We start from the raw sequence: 21,636 nt of genomic DNA on the forward strand, positions 1-21,636 counted from the left end.
TTCAGCCAACTGGTATAGGTGCCTGTCACTTTCACCCTTTTCCTTGTCCGCACATATTGTGTAAGGGAAAAGGAAAGGAGTGGGTGCAGGTATGATTGATTTGAAGCCGATTGATATAGATGGCCACACTTTTTTGAGTGTTTCAGTGCAGCTGCCGAAGACCAATCTGCTGGTGGTAACGAATGATAAAGGGTATATCATGTGCGGAGCCCTGGATGTAGCTTTGCTGAATGAGAAGCTTAAGGACCGAAAAGTAATTGCCGGCAGGGCTGTCGGTGTAAAAACGATAGATCAGCTGTTAAATGCCCCGCTTGAATCTGTCACTTATGAGGCGGAGGAACTGGGTATTGTTAAAGGAACCATTGGAAAAGAAGCACTTCTAAAAATGATTTAAAGGCATGCCTGAATAGGGCTGTCTTTTTTTAATGCATGAGCGCTCTGCACATAAATTACTCTATCCGCACGTAAAAACAGGTTATCTACATATAAATCTTTCTATCCGGAAATATATCATAAACTTACTCTCACGCCGGAAATTTTGTCGTATAATGTAAATAAAACCAAATAATTCCCGAAATATAAGGTAGCACCGAAAAAAGGATAATGGGAGATATATATGAGATTAGCAGCAACCAATACAATTGAGACTGGCAGTGTTTTGGCCAAAGCTATATATAATGACAAGGGTCAGGTCCTTTTGCAAGAAGGTGTGGAGCTGGCTGATAAATTAATACATAAACTGCAGGAAATGGGTATTACCTATGTGTATATTAAGGATTTGCGCACTGAGGATATCCAATATAAGGACCCTCTGACTCCCAAAATGCGCAAACAGGCTATCGAAACCATTGAAACCGTTCTGAAGGAAGTACAAGCAAATAAAGAGTTATCAGGCTCTCTGGTAATTGAGAATGCCTCCAAGCGGCTCTCAGGGCTGATACGTCAGCTACTCATTGAAATAAGGGGAAATAAAGAGCTTCTTACGATCCTATCAGATGTTTATACATATGATCACTATATTTTCACACACTCCCTGAATGTAACTCTGTATTCACTGGCAATCGGGATGAAGCTTCAGCTCCTGCCAAAGGAACTTGAAATCCTGGGGCTGGGTGCTATTCTTCATGATGTCGGAAAGATGAAGGTGCCTGCAGATATTCTTATGAAACCGGGTAAATTGACAGAGGACGAATTTGAATCAATAAAGAAGCATCCGGAAGATGGATTTAATATATTAAGAAAGGTAGATACGATCCCTCTCCTCGTTGCGCATTGCGCCTTTCAGCATCATGAGAGATTAAATGGTTCAGGCTATCCGCGCGGCCTGCAGGGGAAGGAGATTCATGAATTCGGCAAGATAATTGCGATTGCCGATGTGTTTGACGCAGTAACATCCAACCGCATTTACAGACAGGCTATGCTCCCGCATGAAGGCCTGGAAGTTCTGTATGCAGGGGCCGGAAAATTATTTGATAAGAAAGTCATTGAAGTTTTCCGGCAGGCGGTTGCCGTGTATCCAGTTGGTGTTACAGTCGAGCTGAATGACGGAAGAAAAGGTGTTGTCTGCCGGCAGAATCCGGGTCTCAGCGACAGGCCTGTCATCCGCATACTTGAAGAAAAGGGCAGGAATGTGGAGCCCTATGAAGCGGATTTAGGGCTTGAATTGAATTCTGTTATTACAGGCTGTGATACGACTTTAGTACAACAATAAAGTGAAACTTTCTTCAGTGGGGCTTTTCTTATCCCCCACTGATTGGTAGTTGAGGCCCACAGGACAAGGAAGGCTTCGTCAGCATGAGCATCGCACGACCAAATGCGTCAGCTTTTGGGAGGATGTGGCGTTCTTAGTCTTTGTCCTTCTTTCGGGCCTTTACATTATAAAGCGAGGCGACTTGCCCAGGGGTGACAAGCGAGCCCCTAGGAGCCGCAGCTAGATTGGGCAGTTTGCCTCCCACTTATCCTCCTTTGATTCCGCTGAGTCTTGAAGTGTGGTCTTACTGCCCGTTAGACTGCGATAAACTATTTTGAATTTTTGAGCCTAGTTCCCTCCTTTACAGCATACATATAGCTTGTAAAGGGGGGATTTGTTTTGGCAAAATTTCGCGGCCGGCTGCCCCGGAAAGGTCCTCTTCCATTTCGCTATGTATTTCTTTTGACCTTTGTATTTTTTGTTATCTCAACAGCTGCCGGCCTCTGGATTATCAATGAAGGGCTTAAGCCAACACTCATGAGCTATGCCGATTCACAGACAAGGAAAATTGCATCATTGGTGATAAACAATGCGATTAATAAAAAAATTACCAATGTGATGGACTTGGAAGATATGTTTGAAGCAAGCGAGAGCGGTGTTGTCAGCATAAACGTGGAAAAGCTGAACAGAGTCAAAGCGGAAGTAACCGAACTGGTTCAGGATAATATTAAGAAAGCGGAAAAGGGCGATTTGGATGCGTTGGAGTCCTTTACAGACGTGGAAATCAATACGGAGGAAATGCAGCACTCAAATGGAATTGTCTATTACGTGCCGCTTGGCCAGGCAACCAATAATGCCCTCCTCGGTAACTTGGGTCCCCGAATACCTGTGAAGTTTAATGCAGTCGGTTCCGTTACCTCCAATTTCATAACTGAGACAAAGGATCACGGCATAAATAATGTGGAAGTGAAGGTGCTGGTCCGCCTGGACGTACAGGTTCAAATTATCATTCCTTTTGCCACCAAAATTATCACAGTACAGGAGGATGTGCTGGCGGCTTATGGCATTTACCCGGGAAAGGTCCCGCAATTTTACAATGGCGGAGGGGGCACCTCGCCTTCAATAGAAATACCGGCCGGCCAATAACTCTTGCTATTAGGTTAGTATTTTGATAAAATTCTACTATAATTTCATAAAAACCTTATCATATCCGATGGGGTAGAGGTGCAGGATTCAAAAGTACGCTGTGTGAGGATGACAACGACGACCGCAGCCGAAAGGGAATGTTGCCGAAGCAGAATTAGTGAGTCAAAACTAATCATGCTGGGGTTACTTCGAATAGGAGTAACACTGTCATTATGAGGGGAAAGTATGAATATACTTTGTCAAAGCCCTTCATAATGGGGAGCTACAGATCGTGATGGAGAAACTAATTACTTCAAAAGAGTAATGATAGATTTTTCTCTATCGTTACTCTTTTTTTATTTTGGTTTTCGTCATCATCCTTGTTGTTTCCCCTACGAAAAGCGGAAGGCGCCCGCTTATAAAGGAACGCAGACTAAAACCGCCACGTCCTGTGGCAACGTCTGCATGACCCGCTTCCTGCGGGCCTCAAGCATAAGACGAGCCGGCATGAAGGTTGTTCTTTAACCTTCTTGACGGATTGGCTTATGACCTCGAGCCGATGGCGCCTGTAGCTGGACACCATTCAAATTTCAGAGGAGGACAAGAAATGACTAACACGATTTTCTCCCTGCTGCCGCCTTTGGTAGCAATCGCTATGGTTATCCTGACCAGGCGCGTATTGCTGTCACTGGGAGTGGGGATCGTTACAGCCGCGCTATTGCTGGCTGAATTCAGCATCACAGAAACTTTCAGCATCATTTGGGATGCTGTAAAAGGAATTTTTGTTTCAGACGGAGAGCTGAACACCTGGAATGTATATATTATTCTATTCTTGCTTGTATTAGGAGTTATTACTGCATTTATATCTATCTCAGGCGGAAGCCGCGCTTTTGGAGAATGGGCGATGAAGCGGGTCAAGACCCGTGCAGGCGCACAGATTGTCGGAGCTGTTTTAGGTATTATCATTTTTATTGACGACTATTTCAATGCTCTGGCAGTCGGTCAGATTTCACGTCCGATTACAGACCGCCAGCGTGTATCCCGTGCAAAGCTGGCGTACCTGATTGATTCAACTTCAGCACCTGTTTGTGTGGTTTCACCGGTTTCGAGCTGGGGAGCATATATTATTGCGCTGATCGGAACAATCCTTGCTGCACATAATGTTACCGAGTATTCAGCTTTCTCGGCATTTATTCAAATGATTCCCATGAACCTTTATGTATGGGCTACTCTTGCTATTGTATTTATCGTGGCGATAAGAGGCATAGAGATTGGGCCAATGAAAGTGCATGAGAAGCGGGCGGTTGAAGAGGGGCTAGTAATGGATCCTGAGAAGCCGGCACCTGGTGAACTGAAGGACGACCTTCCAACAAGTTCTAAAGGATCTGTTGGTGATCTTGTCTGGCCGATTATAGCTCTTGTTATTGGTACAGTGGGCTCAATGTTTTGGACGGGTTCACAGGCGGTTGAAGGAAATGCGACCGTTTTACAAATATTTGAGAACACGGATGTCTCTAAATCCCTAATCCTTGGTGGCCTGGTGGGTCTATTGGTTTCGCTTGGTTTATTCTTCCGTCAGGCGTTCTCCTTGAAAGGTGTTAATCCAAATGTTTTTGGAAAAGGGGTATGGGAAGGCATTAAATCCATGCTTCCAGCTGTTTATATCCTGCTGTTTGCCTGGGCGATTGTTGATTTAATCGGCCGTTTGGAAACTGGAAAGTATTTAGCCGGTCTGGTGGAAAGCTCAAATATGAGCACATCATGGCTTCCGTTTTTACTTTTCGCCATAGCGGGAATTATGGCTTTCAGTACTGGAACCTCATGGGGATCTTTCGGAATCCTGCTTCCGATTGCTGGAGACATAGCTGCTGCAACAGATATGAATCTGCTATTGCCGGCTATGTCAGCTGTCCTGGCGGGTGCAGTATTCGGTGACCATTGTTCACCGATTTCCGATACAACGATCCTTTCCTCAACAGGGGCAGGCTGTAACCATATAGACCATGTGATGACTCAGCTTCCATATGCCTTGATTTCAGCAGGAATCGCTGCTGTTGGATATCTGGTCATCGGATTTACTGGCAGCACTGTTATCGCATTACTTACAGTAGCTGTTTTTGTAGCGGCATTTGCTTTCCTTGGCCGCGGTAAAAAAGAAGCCTGGCAGGAAAATAGGGCAAGTTAAACACTATAGAAAAAGGCTTTCTCTTTGAGAGAAGGCCTTTTTTTGGTGTTGTCCAACATAAATAAAAAGGTTCCCCCTGAGGGAACCCTTTTATTTATAGGTTATTATTTTTTCTATTTAAGTCTTCATCATCTGTAATGTGTTCACGGCCGCCCTCAAAATGCACTTCTTCTTTTTTGAGATTTTCCTTGACCTGCTGTGTTTCCTCAACTTCCCGTTTGCCTACGACAATCTCTTCGGTGACAACGGGCTTTTTGGAGACTTCCACACGCTCTTCTGTAATAGGAATCCTGATTGTTTCATCGTCCGATATTGGTGAGACGCCGGCGCCATCCGGATCATCCACTTTTCTTCTTTCTACATATACTTCTTCATGCTCGACAGGTACATTTATTGTTTTTTGTTCTTCTACAACATCCTTCTGGATTTCAACCTCTCCGGCTTGTACACGTTCTTTCGACACATCGAGCTGTTCTTCCCGCAGTTTTAATGATTGCTCATCATCTGCAGTTGAATTTCTTAGTTCATCATATCCGCCTGTGTAAGTGCTGTCCTCTCTGACTTCTGCAGTCCCTGCACCGGAAAATCCTTTCGGAGTATCCATACTATCACTGTATAAAATGATTTTCCCTTCGTTCACATACGTTTCATACTTGCGGGCTTCATTCTCTGACATGCCCAGTTCTCTGAACTTTTCACCTGCAGAGTTGCTGCTCATGCGGTCATCATCAAACCAGGATGCCAGACTGTTTAAGAAACCTGCACTTTCACTGCTGTCTCTATTCTTAGTCTCGAAGGTTTCTGTATGAACACCCGTTTTATCTTCAAGAGATGTATCCAGATGTTCAGTCTGTGCAATGATCGAAAGCTCCTGAACAGGGTATCCGTCATTTTGCAGTTCTTGAATGGCATTTACTGCTTCCCTTTGTGAATTATAAACTCCGATAATATTGGTATCCATTTGTAAAAACCTCCTCAGTATTTCATTTATGCTTATGCTATATTTGAAAATTTTTAAGCACATTGGTTATATTCCCGGGGCCACGAAGAACAAACGAGGTTAATTTTAACATTCACATAATATAATTTTGAATTATCTGAATAAAAAACGAAAGTTTTTAAGTTTTAGGAATAAATTTTACAAAGGAGGTGAGGACAGGGATAACGTGGTCAGTTTTGGTAGGATAACTCCTGACCGGGTGGAATCCAAATGGAAATTAAAATAGGAGTATATTAATTTTTATTGACGCTTTACTGTGGTATTGTACTAAAACTAATTATTTCGAAAAATATTACTATTAGGAAAATAATGTTTTGACAGAATATCAAAAACTAGCTATACTAGGCTTAGTCAGTTTTAATTATCTGAAAATATAAAAAGTTCCCATTGTTCTTTTTAATTGGGAGAATTTACAGGGGGTAGTATTTACTATGGATAATCGTCCGCAGTGGGGATCCAGAGCTGGGTTTATTATGGCAGCCGTGGGTTCAGCAATTGGTCTAGGAAACATTTGGCGTTTCCCGGCAGTTGCTTATGAAAATGGAGGGGGAGCATTCTTTTTTCCATATTTGTTTGCCTTGCTGACAGCAGGTATACCGCTTTTGATCATGGAATTTACAATTGGCCATAAGTATCGCGGATCAGCGCCATTGTCTTATGCAAGATTAAGTAAAAAATACGAATGGCTGGGCTGGTGGCAGGTCGCCATTTCATTTGTGATTTCAACATATTATGCAGTTATCATCGCATGGGCAATGTCATTTGCAGGCTTCTCGTTTAACCTTAAATGGGGTGACGATCCAAATGGATTCCTCTTTGGAGAATATTTAAAGCTTGCAGAAACGCCTGGAGATGTAGGCGGAATTGTACCAGGAGTATTTATACCATTAGTTATTGTTTGGGTTGTGACGCTTGGAATCCTGTTTAAAGGGATCAAAAAAGGTATCGAAATCGCGAACAAAATTTTTATTCCTGTCCTTGTAGTTTTATTCTTAATTATTGTTGTTCGCGCATTGACACTCGACGGAGCTATTGCTGGTTTGGATGCATTCTTTAAGCCAAACTGGGAAATGATAGCGGATCCTAAAGTCTGGGTAGCGGCCTACGGCCAGATTTTCTTTAGCTTATCAATTGGATTTGCCATCATGGTAACCTATTCAAGCTACCTTCCAAAGAAAACGGATTTGACAAACAGCGCCTTCATTACCGGCTTTGCAAACTCCGGTTTTGAACTTCTTGCTGGTATCGGTGTTTTTGCGGCACTTGGATTTATGGCTGCACAGCAGGGTGTAGGCATTAATGAGGTAGTATCATCAGGTGTGGGATTGGCATTCGTTGTATTCCCGCAGATCATTAACGAATTCCCTGCTTTAAATGGCTTATTCGGTTCTTTCTTCTTCATCTGTTTAACACTGGCCGGCTTAACGTCGTTAATCTCAATTGTTGAAACATTTGTTGCCGGTGTACAGGATAAGTTTAATGTATCTCGTAATAAAGCTGTTCTTGTTGGCGGCGGTTTATCTGCTGTAATTTCCATACTTTTTGCGACTCAGGGCGGTTTATACTTCCTGGATGCGGCTGATTACTTTATCAACCAATTTGGTGTTGCGTTAGCAGGCCTGGTACAGGTTGTTATTGTTGGCTGGGTGCTAAAAGAGCTCAAGAATCTTCAAAATCATGCAGATGCTGTTTCTGATATAAGACTTGGTTCCTGGTGGAAGATATGCTTGACAGCTATTACACCAATCGTGCTTGGCTATATGATGGTTCAAAACATTATTACGAATATTAAAGAGAATTATGAAGGGTATCCTACCAGCTTCCTTCTCTATTCCGGATGGGGAGTAGCAATTGGAGCCATTATCTTAGGATTTGTGTTTATGGCTATTAAAAAGAATGATACACAGACTAAGCTTACAATACCAGCTGATAAGGAGGTATCTCAATAATGTCTATAAGTGCAATTACAATGATGGTGGTTGGGATGCTCATTATCTGGGGCGGCCTTGCAGCAAGTATCATGAATGCTGTGTCCAAAGCCAAAAAAGCTAAATAATTTATGAAGGACTGCCTTGCTAATGGGCAGTCCTTCATTTATTTTCTTCTGGCTTTAATCCGTTCCTGTCTTTCCCATAATCTTAAGTGTGGATATGGATCGTAGGACCATTCAGTATAGCCGTTGTCTTTATAGATGCCATAATGAAGATGTGGCGGGAATTTGCCTGATGTACCCGGAGGCCCATATCCGGAGCTTCCTACTCCGCCTATCATCATGCCGGGTTCGAGGATTTGTCCGACTCTGAGCTCCTTGGCAAACCCGCTTAAGTGGGCAAAATAGTGGTAATTGTTATTAATGTCACGGATGCCAATTCTCCATCCTCCATATTTGTTCCAGCCCTTCATTTCCACTATTCCATAGGAGGTAGCCCGGACGGGTACCCCGTAATCAGCAAAAATATCGGTTCCCTCATGAATCCGTCTGCCGCCCCAGCCCCTTGCGTCACCCCAGGTATTTCTGTAGCTGTAATTGCTTCTCAAGGGGACAGGGAAGGCGTGATCATCGAGATCAAGGCGGCCGAATTGTTTGTAAATTTGGGCTTTGCCGATGATAATGCCAACAGTTTTATCCCGCTTATAATAATTCCACAATCCAATTTTTAAATTATCATGGTCTGTACCATAGGAGAGAAGGAAATTTGCAAAGGAATGAAGAACATCTTCATCACTTTTCAAGCTGGCTTTACCGTCCCCGTCCCCGTCAAATCCTATTCCATTGAAAAATCGAATGGATGCAGGGTTTTCATCAGCTGGATCCGGATTCAGAATTCCCGCCCATTCTTCAGGTTTAAAATAGATTCCTGTTATGCCTTCAGCCTTGGGAATGTCTCTTCTTGACTGCCGGACATTCCTTTCATATTGGTCAATCCCCGCAAGGTAATACCAGGGAATGTTCGTAACAGCTTCTACTCTTTTATATAAGGCCATTCTTTGTTTATATATATCAGCTGCATTTTCTTGCGCACTGACGGTGCATAAGGAAATCAGAAAAAACGATAAGGCCGCAGCAGCGGTAAATATAATACGCACGGAAATCCTCCCTTCTGTGATGGTCTGCTTATATAGTTTGTGATGAATGGATAATTTAATAAATATCAATTAATGGTAATACCAGAATCTTCGGCTTGTCCTCTTCAATTCATTATGATAAAGTGGCATCAGGTGAAGCCTAATCAGCTTAGTCGGAATTGTATGACTGGCTTTTTTAATGGGCAGAAAGTATAAATTCTGAAGTCAGAAAAATGGTCTAGCTCAAGCAGCGTAGCCCCCTCGATGTTTCGGGAGTGGCGGACAAGGGCGCTTGCGCTTTTCTTTACGTCTAGCTTCAGATTAAGGAGTGGGAAAAATGAGCAAGAAAGAAGAGTATTTGCGCAAGCCGGAATGGCTGAAAATAAAGTTGAACACAAATGAAAATTATACTGGCCTAAAAAAAATGATGAGGGAAAAGAATCTGCACACTGTATGTGAAGAAGCTAAATGCCCCAATATTCATGAATGCTGGGCAGTAAGAAGAACGGCTACGTTTATGATTCTTGGCGATGTTTGTACGCGTGCCTGCCGTTTCTGTGCTGTCAAAACGGGCCTGCCTACTGAACTGGATCTTCAGGAGCCGGAACGCGTGGCTGATTCCGTGGCTCTTATGAACTTAAAGCATGCTGTTGTAACAGCTGTAGCAAGAGATGATCTAAAGGACGGAGGTGCAGCTGTTTTCGCAGAAACAGTTCGTGCCATCAGAAGAAAAAGTCCGTTTACTACCATTGAAGTATTGCCTTCCGACATGGGCGGTGTTTATGAAAACCTGAAAACACTTATGGATGCCCGTCCCGATATCCTTAATCACAATATCGAAACTGTTGAGCGCCTGACTCCAAGAGTAAGAGCACGTGCGAAATATAAGCGCTCTCTTGAATTTTTAAAGCGTGCAAAAGAAATGCAGCCGGATATCCCTACAAAATCCAGCCTGATGATCGGGCTTGGTGAAACGAAAGAGGAAATCATTGCAGTAATGGATGATTTGCGTGCTCATGATGTTGACATTATGACAATAGGGCAGTACCTGCAGCCATCCAAGAAACATATTAAAGTGCTGAAGTATTATTCACCTGAAGAATTCCAGGAGCTGAAGGACATTGCAATGAGCAAAGGATTCAGCCATTGTGAAGCAGGTCCTCTTGTCCGATCTTCCTACCATGCTGATGAGCAGGTAAATGCGGCAGCTAAACAAAAGCAGATTATGGGAGAAAAGGAAATTCAGCAAGCATAAATTAAAAAGAGTCCAGCGCCATCGCTGGACTCTCTTCTTTGAAAAGGTTTTCTGGGGAGGAAACTTTCCTGTTACCGGTTTCCTGCTTTTTTGACGGTTTCTCCAAGATCATCTTTATCCATATCATCGTTTCTTTCGCCTTGCATTTCACCGTTTTCATTTTCACTTTCACTCATTCTTTCTCCTTGAGGAGATTTAAGCATTTGTTTGATTAACTGGTTAATGCCATTTTCAGCATTACGTCCATCAGAGTCCACTGTTGCATAGTTTTCAACATTTTTCCTTAAAGAGGTATCATCACTTACATAGACATGATACCATCTTGGGACAACAGACATAGCCATCTTCTTGACCTGATCAGCTGTCTGATTTCGGTTTTTTGTGTCAGTATTATATACAATCAGGACTTCTTCATCTGTAACAAGAGTTGAAATATCGTCCACATTCGGAACTTCTGTGCAATATTTCCCGATAATATCTGCAACCTGTTCACGGTCAATGGCAGCATAGTGGTCTGCTGAAACGTTGTCTCCCATAATTGGGCTTTTTTGATGGCGTACATAGCCAAAGTCTTCACCCATATTGTTTCGGCCGTTTCGGCCGTTGCCCATATCCCTATTGTATAAATCAGCACGCTGGTCATTTACATTTACGGTATGACCGGTTTCTTCATAGATATCTTCTTTTGCGGCATTATTTTGGCAGGCAGTCAGTGCAGCCATGCCGCTAATGCCAAGAATGATTAGTGATTTCTTCACTATTAACACCTCCTCATTTATAGAGTTGCCACGTCTAAATTTTTTTCTCTTAGTAATTGATGGGGAATCAGTTATAATTTAAATAAAGACAAAATATTGGTTTGTTTTCATATCATGTTATTTTCAATATAATACTGTTACATATGCTCTTAAAATGAGGTGAAAAAATTGGTTAGCATTAACAATATCAGTTATGAATTGATCCAGGAAGAACGGGATGGTTTCAATGAGGAGGCATTCCGGGCCAGATATAGCGAAATTTTATCCAGATATGACTATATTGTCGGGGACTGGGGATATGGACAGCTTCGTCTCCGCGGTTTTTTCGATGATCAGAGCCAGAAGGCTTCATTTGATACAAAAATCAGCACACTTACAGAATACCTTTACGAGTTCTGTAATTTCGGCTGTGCCTATTTTGTTGTGAAAAAAGTTAAAAGCTAAAAAGGGCAGGGGAAACCCGGCCCTTTTTGCGCATGCGCTTTGCTTAAGTCTCTGTGTATGGCGGTTCTTCGTTTTTATCAGGATCGTCATGCGGAGGGTGCGCACCTGGCATTTGCCGCGGCAAGTTTTGGTGAAGGGACTTGAACTCATAGTTAAAGGCGCTGTAATAGCGCTGGCCCTCCCGCCATGGTGTGCTTTTATTCTCTACCGGTTCATCCGCATTTCTGGGAGCGCCATATGCCCCTTCAGGCAAGTCCTCGGGAATCAGGAAATTCCTTTGGGTTTCCACATTTGAGAAGTCGGTGTATGTGCGTCTTTCTTTATCGTCCATGCCATCACTCCTTAAGAAGTTATAGGAAGCAGGGTCTTTAAAGAAGAAAAAGGAGAACCCACCAAAATAGGTTCCCCTTTAGTATCTGTTTATTATCGTATATTAAACGATTTCCATCAGAAATGATTTAAGGTCCTCTGCATCTTCCTCAGAAAGCTGAAATACATGCTCAAGATAGCCTTCTTCCTTTAAGTCATCTTCTCCTATGATGGCAAAGCGGCTTCCCTGAATATCAAGGACCAATTGTTTGCCGTAATAGCGATCCGAACGAACGATAGCTAAATCGAATCGCTGGTTTTCCCCCATAAAGCTGACAAATCTGGTTTTTGTATCTTCAAGATCATCATATAAGAAAAAGCGTTCTGCCAAATATAACACTCCTTAGTTGTTTTATATACCGATTATAGCATGTCCTTATAAGGTTTATCCCCCCGTAACTGAAATAACTCAATGTGATCCCATTGAAGGTATTGAAAACTTTATATACAATATAAAGGTATAGAGAACTTTAGGATTTCGGGTGGCTGTGACGACACGGATGCAGCCGGATGCTCTAAACCAGGAGCCTGAAATCTTCATAGGAGGAACGAAGCGTTATGTATTTCGTAGACAGGGAAAAGATTGAAGACACACTTGGTTATCTGGAACAGCAAATCTCCCTTTTTGAAGAAGTGAAAGAGTGGACATCCCCTATTGAAAAGGCAGCCTTGGAGCGGATTGCCCAAATTATGATCGAAGCGATCCTTGATATTGGAAATACGATGATAGACGGTTTTATCATGAGGGATCCAGGCAGCTACGATGATATCGTGGATATTCTTGACGATGAAAAAGTAATCAGCAAAGAAATGAGCGAGAGCTTTAAACAATTCATTACATATCGTAAAATGCTCGTCCAAAATTACACCGATGTTAATCATGAAGGGCTGAAAGCGGCCATAAGCAGCCATATCCCCATGATTAAAGAGTTTCCAGGACGGGTCAGAGAGTATTTGATCAATGAACTCGGACCGGTTTCTGCATTTAAACCTCAATAAGCGTCGGAGAAATCCGATCTTTTTCTCTAGGGCAGATTAGTCTTGAATAAAGAGAAGGGCGGTGAAGTTATGCATATTGGAGAAAACTCCACAAGAGATATGATTCTGAGGTTAATCAAAACAGCGGGAAAACGATCCATTCTGGAAATGGCCCAGAAGTTAGGAATATCCGAAATGGCCGTCAGAAAGCATATTCAGGTTCTTGAAAAGGATGGATTTATTACATCTTCAATCCAGAGGCAAACAAAAGGGCGCCCTTCAAAGCTTTATCAGCTAACAGCAAAAGGAGAAGATCTGTTTCCGAAAAAATACAAGCAGCTAAGTGTTGAATTATTAACCGAATTAAAAAGCATGGGGCAGAGCCATTTAATTACTGAGTTGTTTTCCAGGAGAAAAAGCCGCCTCATACAGCAGTATGAGTTTCAGACAGCGGGGAAATCATTCTCCGAAAAGCTTCATATTCTGGAGGAACTCCTTCTGCTTGAAGGCTTTATGCCGGAAGTTCAGATAGAGGAAGGTCAGGTCCATCTCAAAGAATTCAATTGCCCATATATCGAAACAGCAGAAGAATTTAAACAAATCTGCAGATCTGAAAAGGAATTTATCAAAGATTTTCTTTCTGCTGATAAAGTTGATATCAAGTCCTGCATGGCTGCGGGTGATGGATGCTGTCATTATATAATAGAGCAAGATTAAGCGCGGGCTCCTGTTCATCAAGGAGTTTTTTTTGTGGGATTGACTGTATCCCCTTAATCATGAAAAATTGCACAATTCCCCTCGTTCCTTTAAGATATCCTTTATGGGCGAAAGACAAGTTAAAAAGCAATAATTATAGGGATACTAATCAAAGCTCAGTTCATTATGGGAGGAATAATTTTGAAAAAATATAAAGGATACTTAATCGATTTAGATGGCACTATGTATCGCGGGACAGAACTGATTAGTGAGGCGGCCGACTTTGTCAAAAAGCTTCAGGAACTGGGTCTGCCTTATTTGTTTGTGACGAATAATTCGTCAAGAACACCGGGCCAGGTGGCGGATAAGCTTGTGAAGTTTGGCATTCCTGCTGAAGAGAGACAGGTATTTACAACGAGCATGGCCACTGCCAGCTACATATATGAACAGCAAAAAGATGCTTCTGTATATGTAATCGGAGAAGAAGGAATCAGGGAAGCGCTGTCTGAAAAAGGGCTAAGCTTTGCAGAGGAGCATGCAGACTTCGTTGTGGTAGGGATTGACCGCTCCATTAACTATGAAAAGCTGTCCATTGCCTGTCTTGCTGTCCGGAATGGGGCAACCTTCATTTCTACAAACGGAGACATTGCCATTCCGACAGAAAGAGGCCTTCTGCCGGGCAATGGCTCACTAACCTCTGTCATTACTGTATCGACACAAACTCAGCCTGTTTTTATTGGCAAGCCGGAATCGATTATCATGGAGCAGGCTTTGAAGGTGCTGGGAACTGCCAAGGAAGAAACGCTGATGGTTGGAGATAACTATGATACGGATATCTTAGCAGGAATGAATGCCGGTATGGATACTCTGCTTGTCCATACGGGGGTAACAACGAAAGAATTATTGAAGGGATATGAGAGACAGCCGGACTTTGTACTCGATTCATTAGCGGATTGGGACTTCAAATAGAAAAAGGATGGAGAAAAGTCTCCATCCTTTTTTAAAAGATAAGAAAGTATAATTTTAACTTCTAAAAATGTCTAGGTCCAGCGCTTGCCGCCCTCGAGGTAAGGCCCCGGGACAAGGAAGGCTTTGTCAGCATAAACATCGCACGACCGAAAGCGGTAGCTTTTGGGAGGACGTGGCGTTCTTAGTCTGCGTTCCTTCGTGACCAAGGAAATTGCACTTTTCTTATTCCGCATTTTCAGCACTATGTGCAAGTCTGCTCGAAGCAGCTGCAGCGATAGCTCCTACAATATCATCAAGGAAGGTGTGGCATCTGCCTGAACTCTTATCGTTCAGATCCTTCAAAATGCCCGGCTTCAATTTATCGATATACCCGAAATTGGTAAATCCGATGGAACCATATACGTTTACTATGGATAAGGCCAGTACTTCATCTGCACCATATAATCCTTCATCTGTAGCGATAATCGATTGCAGCGGTTCCAGGAGTTTCTTTTCCTCGGCCAGCATATCCAGCTGAATTCCTGTCAAAATGGCGTTTTGCACTTCTCTTTTTGATAAAACACGCTCTACATTGTGAATGCAGTCCTTCATCTGCAAATCGGGGTGATATTTCTCCTGGAGGAAGAACACCAAATCAGCTATATCCTGTATTTCGACCCCTCTTTCATGTAGCCATTTACGTGCTGTCTGTTCTGTAAGATTAACTGCTTTTTTTTCTTCATTCATTGGCTTCACCTTTTCTGGTTTATAAGTGATTACGGTAACTTCATCAGGCCTTTAAAAGACCTGTGCTGTTTACTTTTAGATTCTTTTCACTATGTATATACCCTTTTTTTATCAAATATGCCCACTGCCGCTCAAACGGAAAAAATTCATTTTCTATATCATTTCCATGGTGCACAGTCTTATCCAAGAAAACAACAAGTTTTAAAGTCATCTATCATATATATCCCTTAAAGATCTTTTTAACTTGAGGTGGTTTAATGTTTAGAATGCTTTTGAAAGAACAATTTGGCATAGAAGCAGAAGATACAATCAGAATTGGAAAATATGATGCATGCCGTAAGCAGGGGCATCTTTATTTGCTTGTGCCTGCTGGGCATACAGATGAAGAAGAGCTTGATGAACTGGACCGAATGGCAGAACACCTGTCCAATAGCGGAGATAGAAATATAAGCACTTTTTTGAAAACGAAGGAAGGCAAGCAGTCCATTGACTGGAATGATAGCCGTTTTTGCATTTTAGTTAATCGGCATACCATGAGCAGGAAGCAGAATCAGTTTGGCCGAAAGCTGGCAAAGTTCCATTACAGAGGCAGGAGCATTTCTTTTCCTGTGAAAAAAACGAGCAGAATCGGGCAATGGAAACAGCTTTGGGAACAGCGTCTTGACCAAATGGAAAAGGTATGGAATGAGATGCTATTCCAAAAACCCGAAAATGACTTTGAGAGAATGTTTTTAGAGTCATTTCCATACTATATGGGGCTGGCTGAAAATTCAATACAGTATCTTGTGGATACAGAGCTTGACGATGAACCCGGTATGGGAGACAGCGGAACCGTTTGTCATATTAGATTGACTTCTTCCACCTGGGGAGACAATTATTATATGAAAAATCCATTTGACTGGGTATTTGATCACTCGTCGAGAGATTTGGCGGAATGGACAAGGGAAAAATACTTCCGTAATATCAAAACGTATCAGCCGGAACTACGCCAATTTTTATCGGAATATCAAAGTGTAGGAGGATTATCCTCTTTTTCATGGCGGTTATACTACGCCCGTCTATTGTTTCCCCTCCATTATTTTGAAACAGTAGAAAATTATTATGGCGCCGACTCTGAACAGCAGAAGCTGGTGCTTCAGGAGCGCCTGCAGAAATATCTCTGGCAGTCTGACGACCATGAGCGCTTTCTGGGAGGGTTTTTCGAATTTGCGGAAGTTCCGATCAAAAAACTAAGGATTCCTCTGGTGAATTGGATTAAGAGCTGAAAAAAGGCAGGGAATTCCCTCTTTCTTGGCGAAAGGAACAGTAAGCTGAGAATGTGAAAAGGGGATATTTCAATGAAACCATATGTATTTATCAGCAGGAAGCTTCCTGAGGATGTTATCGCCATATTAAAAGAAAAATACATTGTTGAAATGTGGGATCGGGAAGATATGCCGGTTCCTTACGATGTATTTCTGCAAGAAGCCGAAAAGGCGGATGCCCTTCTAACCATGCTGTCAGAGCAGGTAAATGAGGAAGTTCTGAAAGCGGGAGAGAAGCTGAAGGTTGTTGCCAATATGGCTGTCGGCTATGATAATGTGGACGTTGAAACAGCAAAGAGGCTGGGAATTACAGTGACCAACACTCCAGAGGTATTAAATGATTCAACCGCCGACCTGACATTTGCACTTGTGCTTGCTGCTGCCCGGAGAATGGTGGAGGCTGCGGAGTTTGTAAAGAAAGGCGATTGGAAGAGCTGGAGCCCGCTCCTTTTGGCTGGCCAGGATGTGCATCATAAAACAATCGGGATTGTGGGAATGGGGAATATCGGTAAAACAGTGGCAAAGCGTGCCGCAGGATTTGATATGGAAATCCTGTATCACAATCGCTCGAGGAAGCTGGATGCAGAACAGGAACTGGGAGCTCAGTACGTTAGCTTTGATGAGCTGCTCGAACGGTCAGATTTTGTTGTCTGTCTGACACCATTGACAGAAGAAACAAGAAATCTATTTAACCGAAATGCCTTCCGGAAGATGAAAAACCATGCTGTTTTTGTGAATGCCTCCAGAGGACCGGTAGTAAATGAACATGATTTATATGAAGCACTGAAGGCAGGTGAAATTGCGGCTGCAGGATTGGATGTTTTTGCGGAAGAGCCAATCGGCGCCGGACATCCGCTGTTAGAGCTGAAAAATGTGGTGGCCATGCCCCATATCGGAAGTGCAAGCATAGAAACGCGCTATAGGATGATGCAGCTGTGTGTGGAAAATATTGATCTTGTTCTTTCGGAAAAAAAACCGAAAACACCGGTGCAATAGAAGTGATGAAGGCATCCATAATGGGTGCCTTTATTGATGGATAAAAAAATTTAAAAAAATTTAAGCGCAATAAACCAGTATGTTAAGCGCTTCCACGTATTATTTTCGGAAAATTGCCTATTGTAAAAATCACTCTTGCCCTCTATAATGTCTACTATACAAATACAAATGTACTTACATAGTGAACACTTTAAGGGGGAGCTAGCGTGGAATCAATCTCAATCGGTTTATTAGGGTTAGGAACAGTTGGATCGGGTGTCGTGCAAATCATTGAGAAACATCAGGATAAGCTTATGCACCAGGTCGGCTGTCCGGTTATTGTAAAAAAAGTTCTTGTTAAAGATGTAAATAAAGACAGAGCCGTTAAAGTGGACAGGAATTTGCTGACGCTTAATCCTGAAGACATTTTAAATGATGCTGATATAGATGTAGTGATTGAAGTAATGGGCGGCATAGAAGAAACCAGAAACCATTTAAAGAAAGCTTTGGATAATGGCAAGCATGTGGTGACGGCAAATAAGGATTTAATGGCTGTTTATGGACCTGAATTGCTGGCTGCTTCTGCTCAAAACGGGTGCGATCTCTTTTATGAGGCAAGTGTTGCCGGCGGCATTCCCATCTTAAGAGGGCTGGTAGATGGTTTGGCTTCTGATAGAATTACAAAAATGATGGGAATTGTGAATGGGACAACGAACTTTATTTTGACTAAAATGAGCAAGAATGGGAGCGCTTATGAGGACGTCCTGAAAGAAGCTCAGGAGCTGGGATATGCGGAAAGCGACCCGACTGCAGATGTGGAGGGCCTTGATGCAGCAAGGAAAATGGCGATCCTGTCTACACTGGGTTTTTCCATGAATATTGACCTTGATGATGTAAAGGTTAAAGGCATTACGGATATTACGGAAGAAGACCTGCAGTACGGCAAGCAGCTTGGGTACATCATGAAGCTGATCGGGATTGCCCATCGGGAGGGGGAGAAGGTGGAAGTAAGTGTCCAGCCGACATTGCTTTCCGAGTCTCATCCTCTTGCATCGGTTCAGGATGAATATAATGCAGTATATGTTTACGGTGAAGCGGTAGGGGAAACGATGTTCTACGGGCCTGGGGCAGGCAGTCTGCCTACAGCTACAGCTGTGGTATCGGATCTTGTTGGGGTCATGAAAAATATGCGTCTTGGCGTCAACGGAAAAAGCGCGGCAGTTCCTCAATATGATAAAAAATTAAAAGATGCAGATGAAATTTATTCGAAGTATTTCTTAAGAATGCATGTAAAAGATGAAGTAGGGACATTTGCCAACATCACATCCATTTTTTCAGAGCATCATGTCAGCTTCGAGAAAATCCTGCAGCTTCCTTTAAAAGAAAAAGGGCTTGCTGAGATTGTGCTGGTTACCCACCAGGCATCCCTTCAGGATTATGAGGATATTTTAGTAAGTTTAAGAGATTTGCCGGCAGTTCAATCAATCAAAAGTTCGTATCGTGTGGAAGGGAGCGCCAGAGTATGAGATGGGAAGGCCTCATAAAGACATATAAAGACTATTTGCCAGTTAGTGAAAATACACCAATGCTTACTTTAAATGAGGGAAATACCCCCCTTATCAGGCTGGATAAACTCTCAAGAGACTGGGGCATTGACCTTTATGTAAAAACGGAAGGAGCAAATCCTACCGGGTCATTTAAAGACAGAGGCATGGTTATGGCTGTTGCAAAGGCGAAAGAAGAAGGAAGCGATGCCATCATCTGTGCCTCCACCGGCAATACCTCTGCAGCTGCTGCGGCATATGCAGCAAGAGCCGGCATGAGATGTGTGGTTGTCATCCCAGAAGGAAAAATCGCCATGGGGAAGCTTGCACAGGCTGTTATGTATGGAGCGGAAGTCGTATCTATTGAGGGCAACTTTGACCAGGCACTGGCAATGGTGCGGAAGATAAGCGAAACAGAACCTATTACTCTAGTAAACTCGGTTAATCCATATCGTCTGGAAGGCCAGAAGACAGCAGCCTTTGAAATCTGCGACCAGCTTGGAGGGGCTCCGGATATCCTGGCCCTGCCTGTGGGCAATGCCGGCAATATTTCTGCCTATTGGAAAGGATTTAAAGAATACCATGAAGTGCGCGGCACTGGCCTTCCAAAAGTACACGGAGTACAGGCTGAAGGTGCAGCGGCTATCGTTCATAACCGTGTGTTTGAAAATCCCGAAACGATCGCCACAGCCATCCGAATCGGAAATCCTGCGAGCTGGCATTTAGCCAATGCAGCATTGTCAGAATCAAATGGAAAAATTGATGAAGTCAGCGACGAAGAGATCCTGTGCATGTACCGTAAACTTGCTTCATCTGAAGGCATTTTTGCTGAGCCGGCTTCATGTGCTTCACTTGCGGGAGTATATAAACAGCTTCGCAATGGGGAGATTCCGCATAAAACAAAAGTGGTGGCCATCCTGACTGGGAACGGACTGAAGGATCCTAATACAGCCATTGATTGCAGCCCTGTTAAGCCTGTTTTGCTGCCTAATGATGAAAAAGCAGTTGCGGACCATATCAAGGGAGCCGTTCACATATGAGCGAAGGTGAAATGGTTGTCATTAAAGTACCCGGCAGCACGGCAAATCTTGGGCCAGGCTTCGACTCGATTGGCCTTGCCTTAAATTTATATTTGACGCTTGAAGCAGAGAAGGCAGACAAGTTTGAAATGATTCCTTTATCAGAGCCGCTAAGCATCTACCCATCTGATGAATCCAATTTTATTTTTCAAGTTGCAATGGAAACCGCGAAGAAGTATGGTAGAGAGCTTCCGGGATGCAAAGTCCGCATTTCGAGCGATATCCCTCTCACACGGGGACTTGGGTCAAGCGCTGCAGCCATTGTAGCGGGAATCGAATTGGCTGATGTGATTTGCGGACTCCAGCTGACACAGTACGAGAAGCTTGAACTGTCATCAAGAATGGAGGGCCATCCTGATAACGCAGGTGCCTCCCTTCTCGGAGGCCTCGTTATTGGCTGCCTGTCAGAGGAAGAGGTTTCTGTTCAAAGTATTAAAACTATAGAATTTGATGTTATAGCAGTGGTTCCGAAAAACGAGCTCCTCACAAAGGAATCCAGAGGTGTTCTGCCTTCAGAATGGTCCTTTAGGGAAGCTGTCCAGGCAGGCGCAGTCGGAAATGTCATGGTAGCAGCCTTGCTTAGCGGGAATTACACCCTCGCAGGCAAGATGATGAGCGGAGACTTATTCCATCATCCTTACCGAAAGAAAATGGTTCCGCATTTGGAAGTCATTGAAAAAGCAGCACCTGGGCTCGGAGCATTTGGAGTTGCCTTAAGTGGTGCAGGGCCGGCAGTTCTCTGCCTGGCTGAGACAGGATGTGCTCCCGCGGTGGCAGAAGGGCTTCGGAGGCTGCTCCCGGACATGGAAATCATGCCCCTTAAAATTGATCAGGAAGGCTGCACGGTTTTTAAAAAAAGCTTAGCTGAGCTGGAGATAGGCCATACAATATAAAAAAAGCGATGTCATGCAGACATCGCTTTTTGCAAAGGAAAAATTAAAAAACTTGTTCTACTTCGACTACACCAGGTACTTCTTCCAAAAGAGCGCGCTCAATACCAGCTTTCAATGTAATCGTTGAACTTGGGCAGCTGCCGCATGCACCAAGAAGGCGCAATTTAACGATGCCATCTTCAATATCCACTAATTCACAGTCCCCGCCATCGCGAAGAAGGAATGGGCGCAATTTATCTAATACTTCCTGAACTTGTTCAGTCATAGTTGTTTGTTCTGCCATGTGAAATCGACTCCTTTCCATACATTTATTATAATCAAATCACTCTAAAAAATCTATTCAAAGAACGTAATTTCCACTCATTAGGAGAATATTTTTATCGCAGTCTAACGGGCAGTAAGATCCCCACTTCAAGGCCCAGAGGAATCAAAGGATGATAAGTGGGGGTCAAACTGCCCAATCCAGCTGCGGCTCCTAGGGGCTCGAGGTCATAAGCCAATCAGCTGATGGGAAGAAAAGCACTTCCCGCCATCTGCTCGTCTTATGCTTGTCACCCCTGGGCAAGTCGCCTCGCTTTAT

Annotated in this window: 22 protein-coding genes, 1 pseudogene and 1 riboswitch; of the genes and pseudogenes, 16 read left to right on the forward strand and 7 right to left on the reverse strand. The window is 43.3% G+C overall.

The features are described from left to right. Window positions 1-91 precede the first annotated feature (91 nt). The 4 genes from CE058_RS11135 (at window position 92) to CE058_RS11150 (ending at window position 5,000) form a co-directional block, all read left to right on the forward strand. The gene (locus CE058_RS11135; protein WP_035329361.1) at window positions 92-394 is read left to right on the forward strand and encodes a YunC family protein; all 303 of its coding nucleotides are present in this window, start codon (window positions 92-94) and stop codon (window positions 392-394) included. A gap of 222 nt (window positions 395-616) precedes the next feature. After that, the gene (locus CE058_RS11140; RefSeq protein WP_163142576.1) at window positions 617-1,711 is read left to right on the forward strand and encodes an HD-GYP domain-containing protein; all 1,095 of its coding nucleotides are present in this window, start codon (window positions 617-619) and stop codon (window positions 1,709-1,711) included. A gap of 378 nt (window positions 1,712-2,089) precedes the next feature. After that, window positions 2,090-2,836: a sporulation protein YunB gene (gene yunB / locus CE058_RS11145; RefSeq protein WP_048011994.1), complete on the forward strand. Its 747-nt coding sequence runs from the start codon at window positions 2,090-2,092 to the stop codon at window positions 2,834-2,836. A 65-nt stretch (window positions 2,837-2,901) separates the two neighbouring features. Beyond that, window positions 2,902-3,109, forward strand: a riboswitch (Lysine riboswitch). A gap of 313 nt (window positions 3,110-3,422) precedes the next feature. Further along, entirely contained in the window at window positions 3,423-5,000 is a 1,578-nt protein-coding gene (locus CE058_RS11150; RefSeq protein WP_163142579.1) for a Na+/H+ antiporter NhaC family protein, read from the forward strand. Between the two features lie 94 nt (window positions 5,001-5,094). Here the strand turns inward: CE058_RS11150 and CE058_RS11155 are convergent, their stop codons facing one another. Next, window positions 5,095-5,961 (reverse strand): YsnF/AvaK domain-containing protein, encoded by an 867-nt coding sequence (locus CE058_RS11155; protein WP_163142583.1) that lies wholly within the window; start codon window positions 5,959-5,961, stop codon window positions 5,095-5,097. 470 nt (window positions 5,962-6,431) lie between these two features. Between CE058_RS11155 and CE058_RS11160 the strand changes: the two genes are divergently transcribed. Together CE058_RS11160 and CE058_RS11165 are read left to right on the forward strand one after the other, a co-directional pair. Then, window positions 6,432-7,949 carry a sodium-dependent transporter gene (locus CE058_RS11160; protein WP_048011991.1) on the forward strand — a complete coding sequence of 506 codons (1,518 nt, stop codon included), beginning with the start codon at window positions 6,432-6,434 and terminating at the stop codon, window positions 7,947-7,949. Continuing rightward, on the forward strand, window positions 7,949-8,056 hold the full coding sequence (locus CE058_RS11165) for a methionine/alanine import family NSS transporter small subunit (protein ID WP_156185225.1): 108 nt from the start codon (window positions 7,949-7,951) through the stop codon (window positions 8,054-8,056). The genes CE058_RS11160 and CE058_RS11165 overlap by 1 nt, the downstream gene beginning before the upstream one ends. 38 nt (window positions 8,057-8,094) lie before the next feature. Here CE058_RS11165 and CE058_RS11170 read toward each other — a convergent pair whose 3' ends face one another. After that, a complete protein-coding gene (locus CE058_RS11170; protein WP_163142586.1) occupies window positions 8,095-9,087 on the reverse strand; it encodes a M23 family metallopeptidase in 993 nt (330 codons plus the stop codon). A gap of 316 nt (window positions 9,088-9,403) precedes the next feature. Between CE058_RS11170 and lipA the strand changes: the two genes are divergently transcribed. Then, window positions 9,404-10,321, forward strand: a complete 918-nt coding sequence (gene lipA / locus CE058_RS11175) for a lipoyl synthase (protein WP_048011989.1) — start codon at window positions 9,404-9,406, stop codon at window positions 10,319-10,321. A gap of 71 nt (window positions 10,322-10,392) precedes the next feature. Here the strand turns inward: lipA and CE058_RS11180 are convergent, their stop codons facing one another. Then, complete coding sequence (locus tag CE058_RS11180; RefSeq protein ID WP_048011988.1) at window positions 10,393-11,079, reverse strand: YhcN/YlaJ family sporulation lipoprotein; 687 nt, start codon at window positions 11,077-11,079, stop codon at window positions 10,393-10,395. 168 nt (window positions 11,080-11,247) lie between these two features. Here CE058_RS11180 and CE058_RS11185 point away from each other — a divergent pair, with 168 nt between their 5' ends. Beyond that, window positions 11,248-11,523, forward strand: a complete 276-nt coding sequence (locus CE058_RS11185; RefSeq protein WP_048011987.1) for a YutD family protein — start codon at window positions 11,248-11,250, stop codon at window positions 11,521-11,523. A gap of 43 nt (window positions 11,524-11,566) precedes the next feature. Here CE058_RS11185 and CE058_RS11190 read toward each other — a convergent pair whose 3' ends face one another. Continuing rightward, window positions 11,567-11,854: a hypothetical protein gene (locus CE058_RS11190; RefSeq protein WP_035331961.1), complete on the reverse strand. Its 288-nt coding sequence runs from the start codon at window positions 11,852-11,854 to the stop codon at window positions 11,567-11,569. 102 nt (window positions 11,855-11,956) lie between these two features. Next, entirely contained in the window at window positions 11,957-12,223 is a 267-nt protein-coding gene (locus CE058_RS11195; RefSeq protein ID WP_035331963.1) for a DUF3055 domain-containing protein, read from the reverse strand. Window positions 12,224-12,450: 227 nt separating this feature from the next. Here CE058_RS11195 and hepT point away from each other — a divergent pair, with 227 nt between their 5' ends. From hepT to CE058_RS11210, 3 genes are all read left to right on the forward strand, one after another. Beyond that, window positions 12,451-12,891, forward strand: coding sequence for a type VII toxin-antitoxin system HepT family RNase toxin (gene hepT / locus CE058_RS11200; protein WP_163142589.1), 441 nt, complete (start codon window positions 12,451-12,453; stop codon window positions 12,889-12,891). 42 nt (window positions 12,892-12,933) lie between these two features. Beyond that, complete coding sequence (locus tag CE058_RS11205; protein ID WP_227888681.1) at window positions 12,934-13,587, forward strand: helix-turn-helix transcriptional regulator; 654 nt, start codon at window positions 12,934-12,936, stop codon at window positions 13,585-13,587. Window positions 13,588-13,767: 180 nt separating this feature from the next. Next, complete coding sequence (locus tag CE058_RS11210) at window positions 13,768-14,535, forward strand: TIGR01457 family HAD-type hydrolase (protein ID WP_048011985.1); 768 nt, start codon at window positions 13,768-13,770, stop codon at window positions 14,533-14,535. A 222-nt stretch (window positions 14,536-14,757) separates the two neighbouring features. On the opposite strand, the gene CE058_RS11215 is transcribed toward CE058_RS11210, so the two are convergent. Continuing rightward, the gene (locus tag CE058_RS11215; RefSeq protein WP_048011984.1) at window positions 14,758-15,261 is read right to left on the reverse strand and encodes a phosphatidylglycerophosphatase A family protein; all 504 of its coding nucleotides are present in this window, start codon (window positions 15,259-15,261) and stop codon (window positions 14,758-14,760) included. A 257-nt stretch (window positions 15,262-15,518) separates the two neighbouring features. Here CE058_RS11215 and yutH point away from each other — a divergent pair, with 257 nt between their 5' ends. The 5 genes from yutH (at window position 15,519) to thrB (ending at window position 21,056) form a co-directional block, all read left to right on the forward strand. Next, window positions 15,519-16,526 carry a spore coat putative kinase YutH gene (gene yutH / locus CE058_RS11220; protein ID WP_163142591.1) on the forward strand — a complete coding sequence of 336 codons (1,008 nt, stop codon included), beginning with the start codon at window positions 15,519-15,521 and terminating at the stop codon, window positions 16,524-16,526. Window positions 16,527-16,598: 72 nt separating this feature from the next. Continuing rightward, window positions 16,599-17,561, forward strand: a complete 963-nt coding sequence (locus CE058_RS11225) for a 2-hydroxyacid dehydrogenase (protein WP_163142593.1) — start codon at window positions 16,599-16,601, stop codon at window positions 17,559-17,561. A gap of 206 nt (window positions 17,562-17,767) precedes the next feature. Then, window positions 17,768-19,066: a homoserine dehydrogenase gene (locus CE058_RS11230; RefSeq protein ID WP_048011981.1), complete on the forward strand. Its 1,299-nt coding sequence runs from the start codon at window positions 17,768-17,770 to the stop codon at window positions 19,064-19,066. After that, complete coding sequence (thrC, locus tag CE058_RS11235) at window positions 19,063-20,124, forward strand: threonine synthase (protein ID WP_163142596.1); 1,062 nt, start codon at window positions 19,063-19,065, stop codon at window positions 20,122-20,124. The genes CE058_RS11230 and thrC overlap by 4 nt, the downstream gene beginning before the upstream one ends. Next, window positions 20,121-21,056 carry a homoserine kinase gene (thrB, locus tag CE058_RS11240; protein ID WP_163142599.1) on the forward strand — a complete coding sequence of 312 codons (936 nt, stop codon included), beginning with the start codon at window positions 20,121-20,123 and terminating at the stop codon, window positions 21,054-21,056. The genes thrC and thrB overlap by 4 nt, the downstream gene beginning before the upstream one ends. Before the next feature lie 43 nt (window positions 21,057-21,099). On the opposite strand, the pseudogene CE058_RS11245 reads toward thrB, so the two are convergent. Continuing rightward, window positions 21,100-21,321, reverse strand: a pseudogene (locus tag CE058_RS11245) (NifU family protein); the annotation flags it as partial. Between the last annotated feature and the right edge of the window lie 315 nt (window positions 21,322-21,636).

Origin of the sequence: Bacillus sp. 22-7, assembly GCF_010628845.1 — a bacterium.
In the GTDB taxonomy this organism is placed as follows: domain Bacteria; phylum Bacillota; class Bacilli; order Bacillales; family Cytobacillaceae; genus Cytobacillus; species Cytobacillus firmus_B.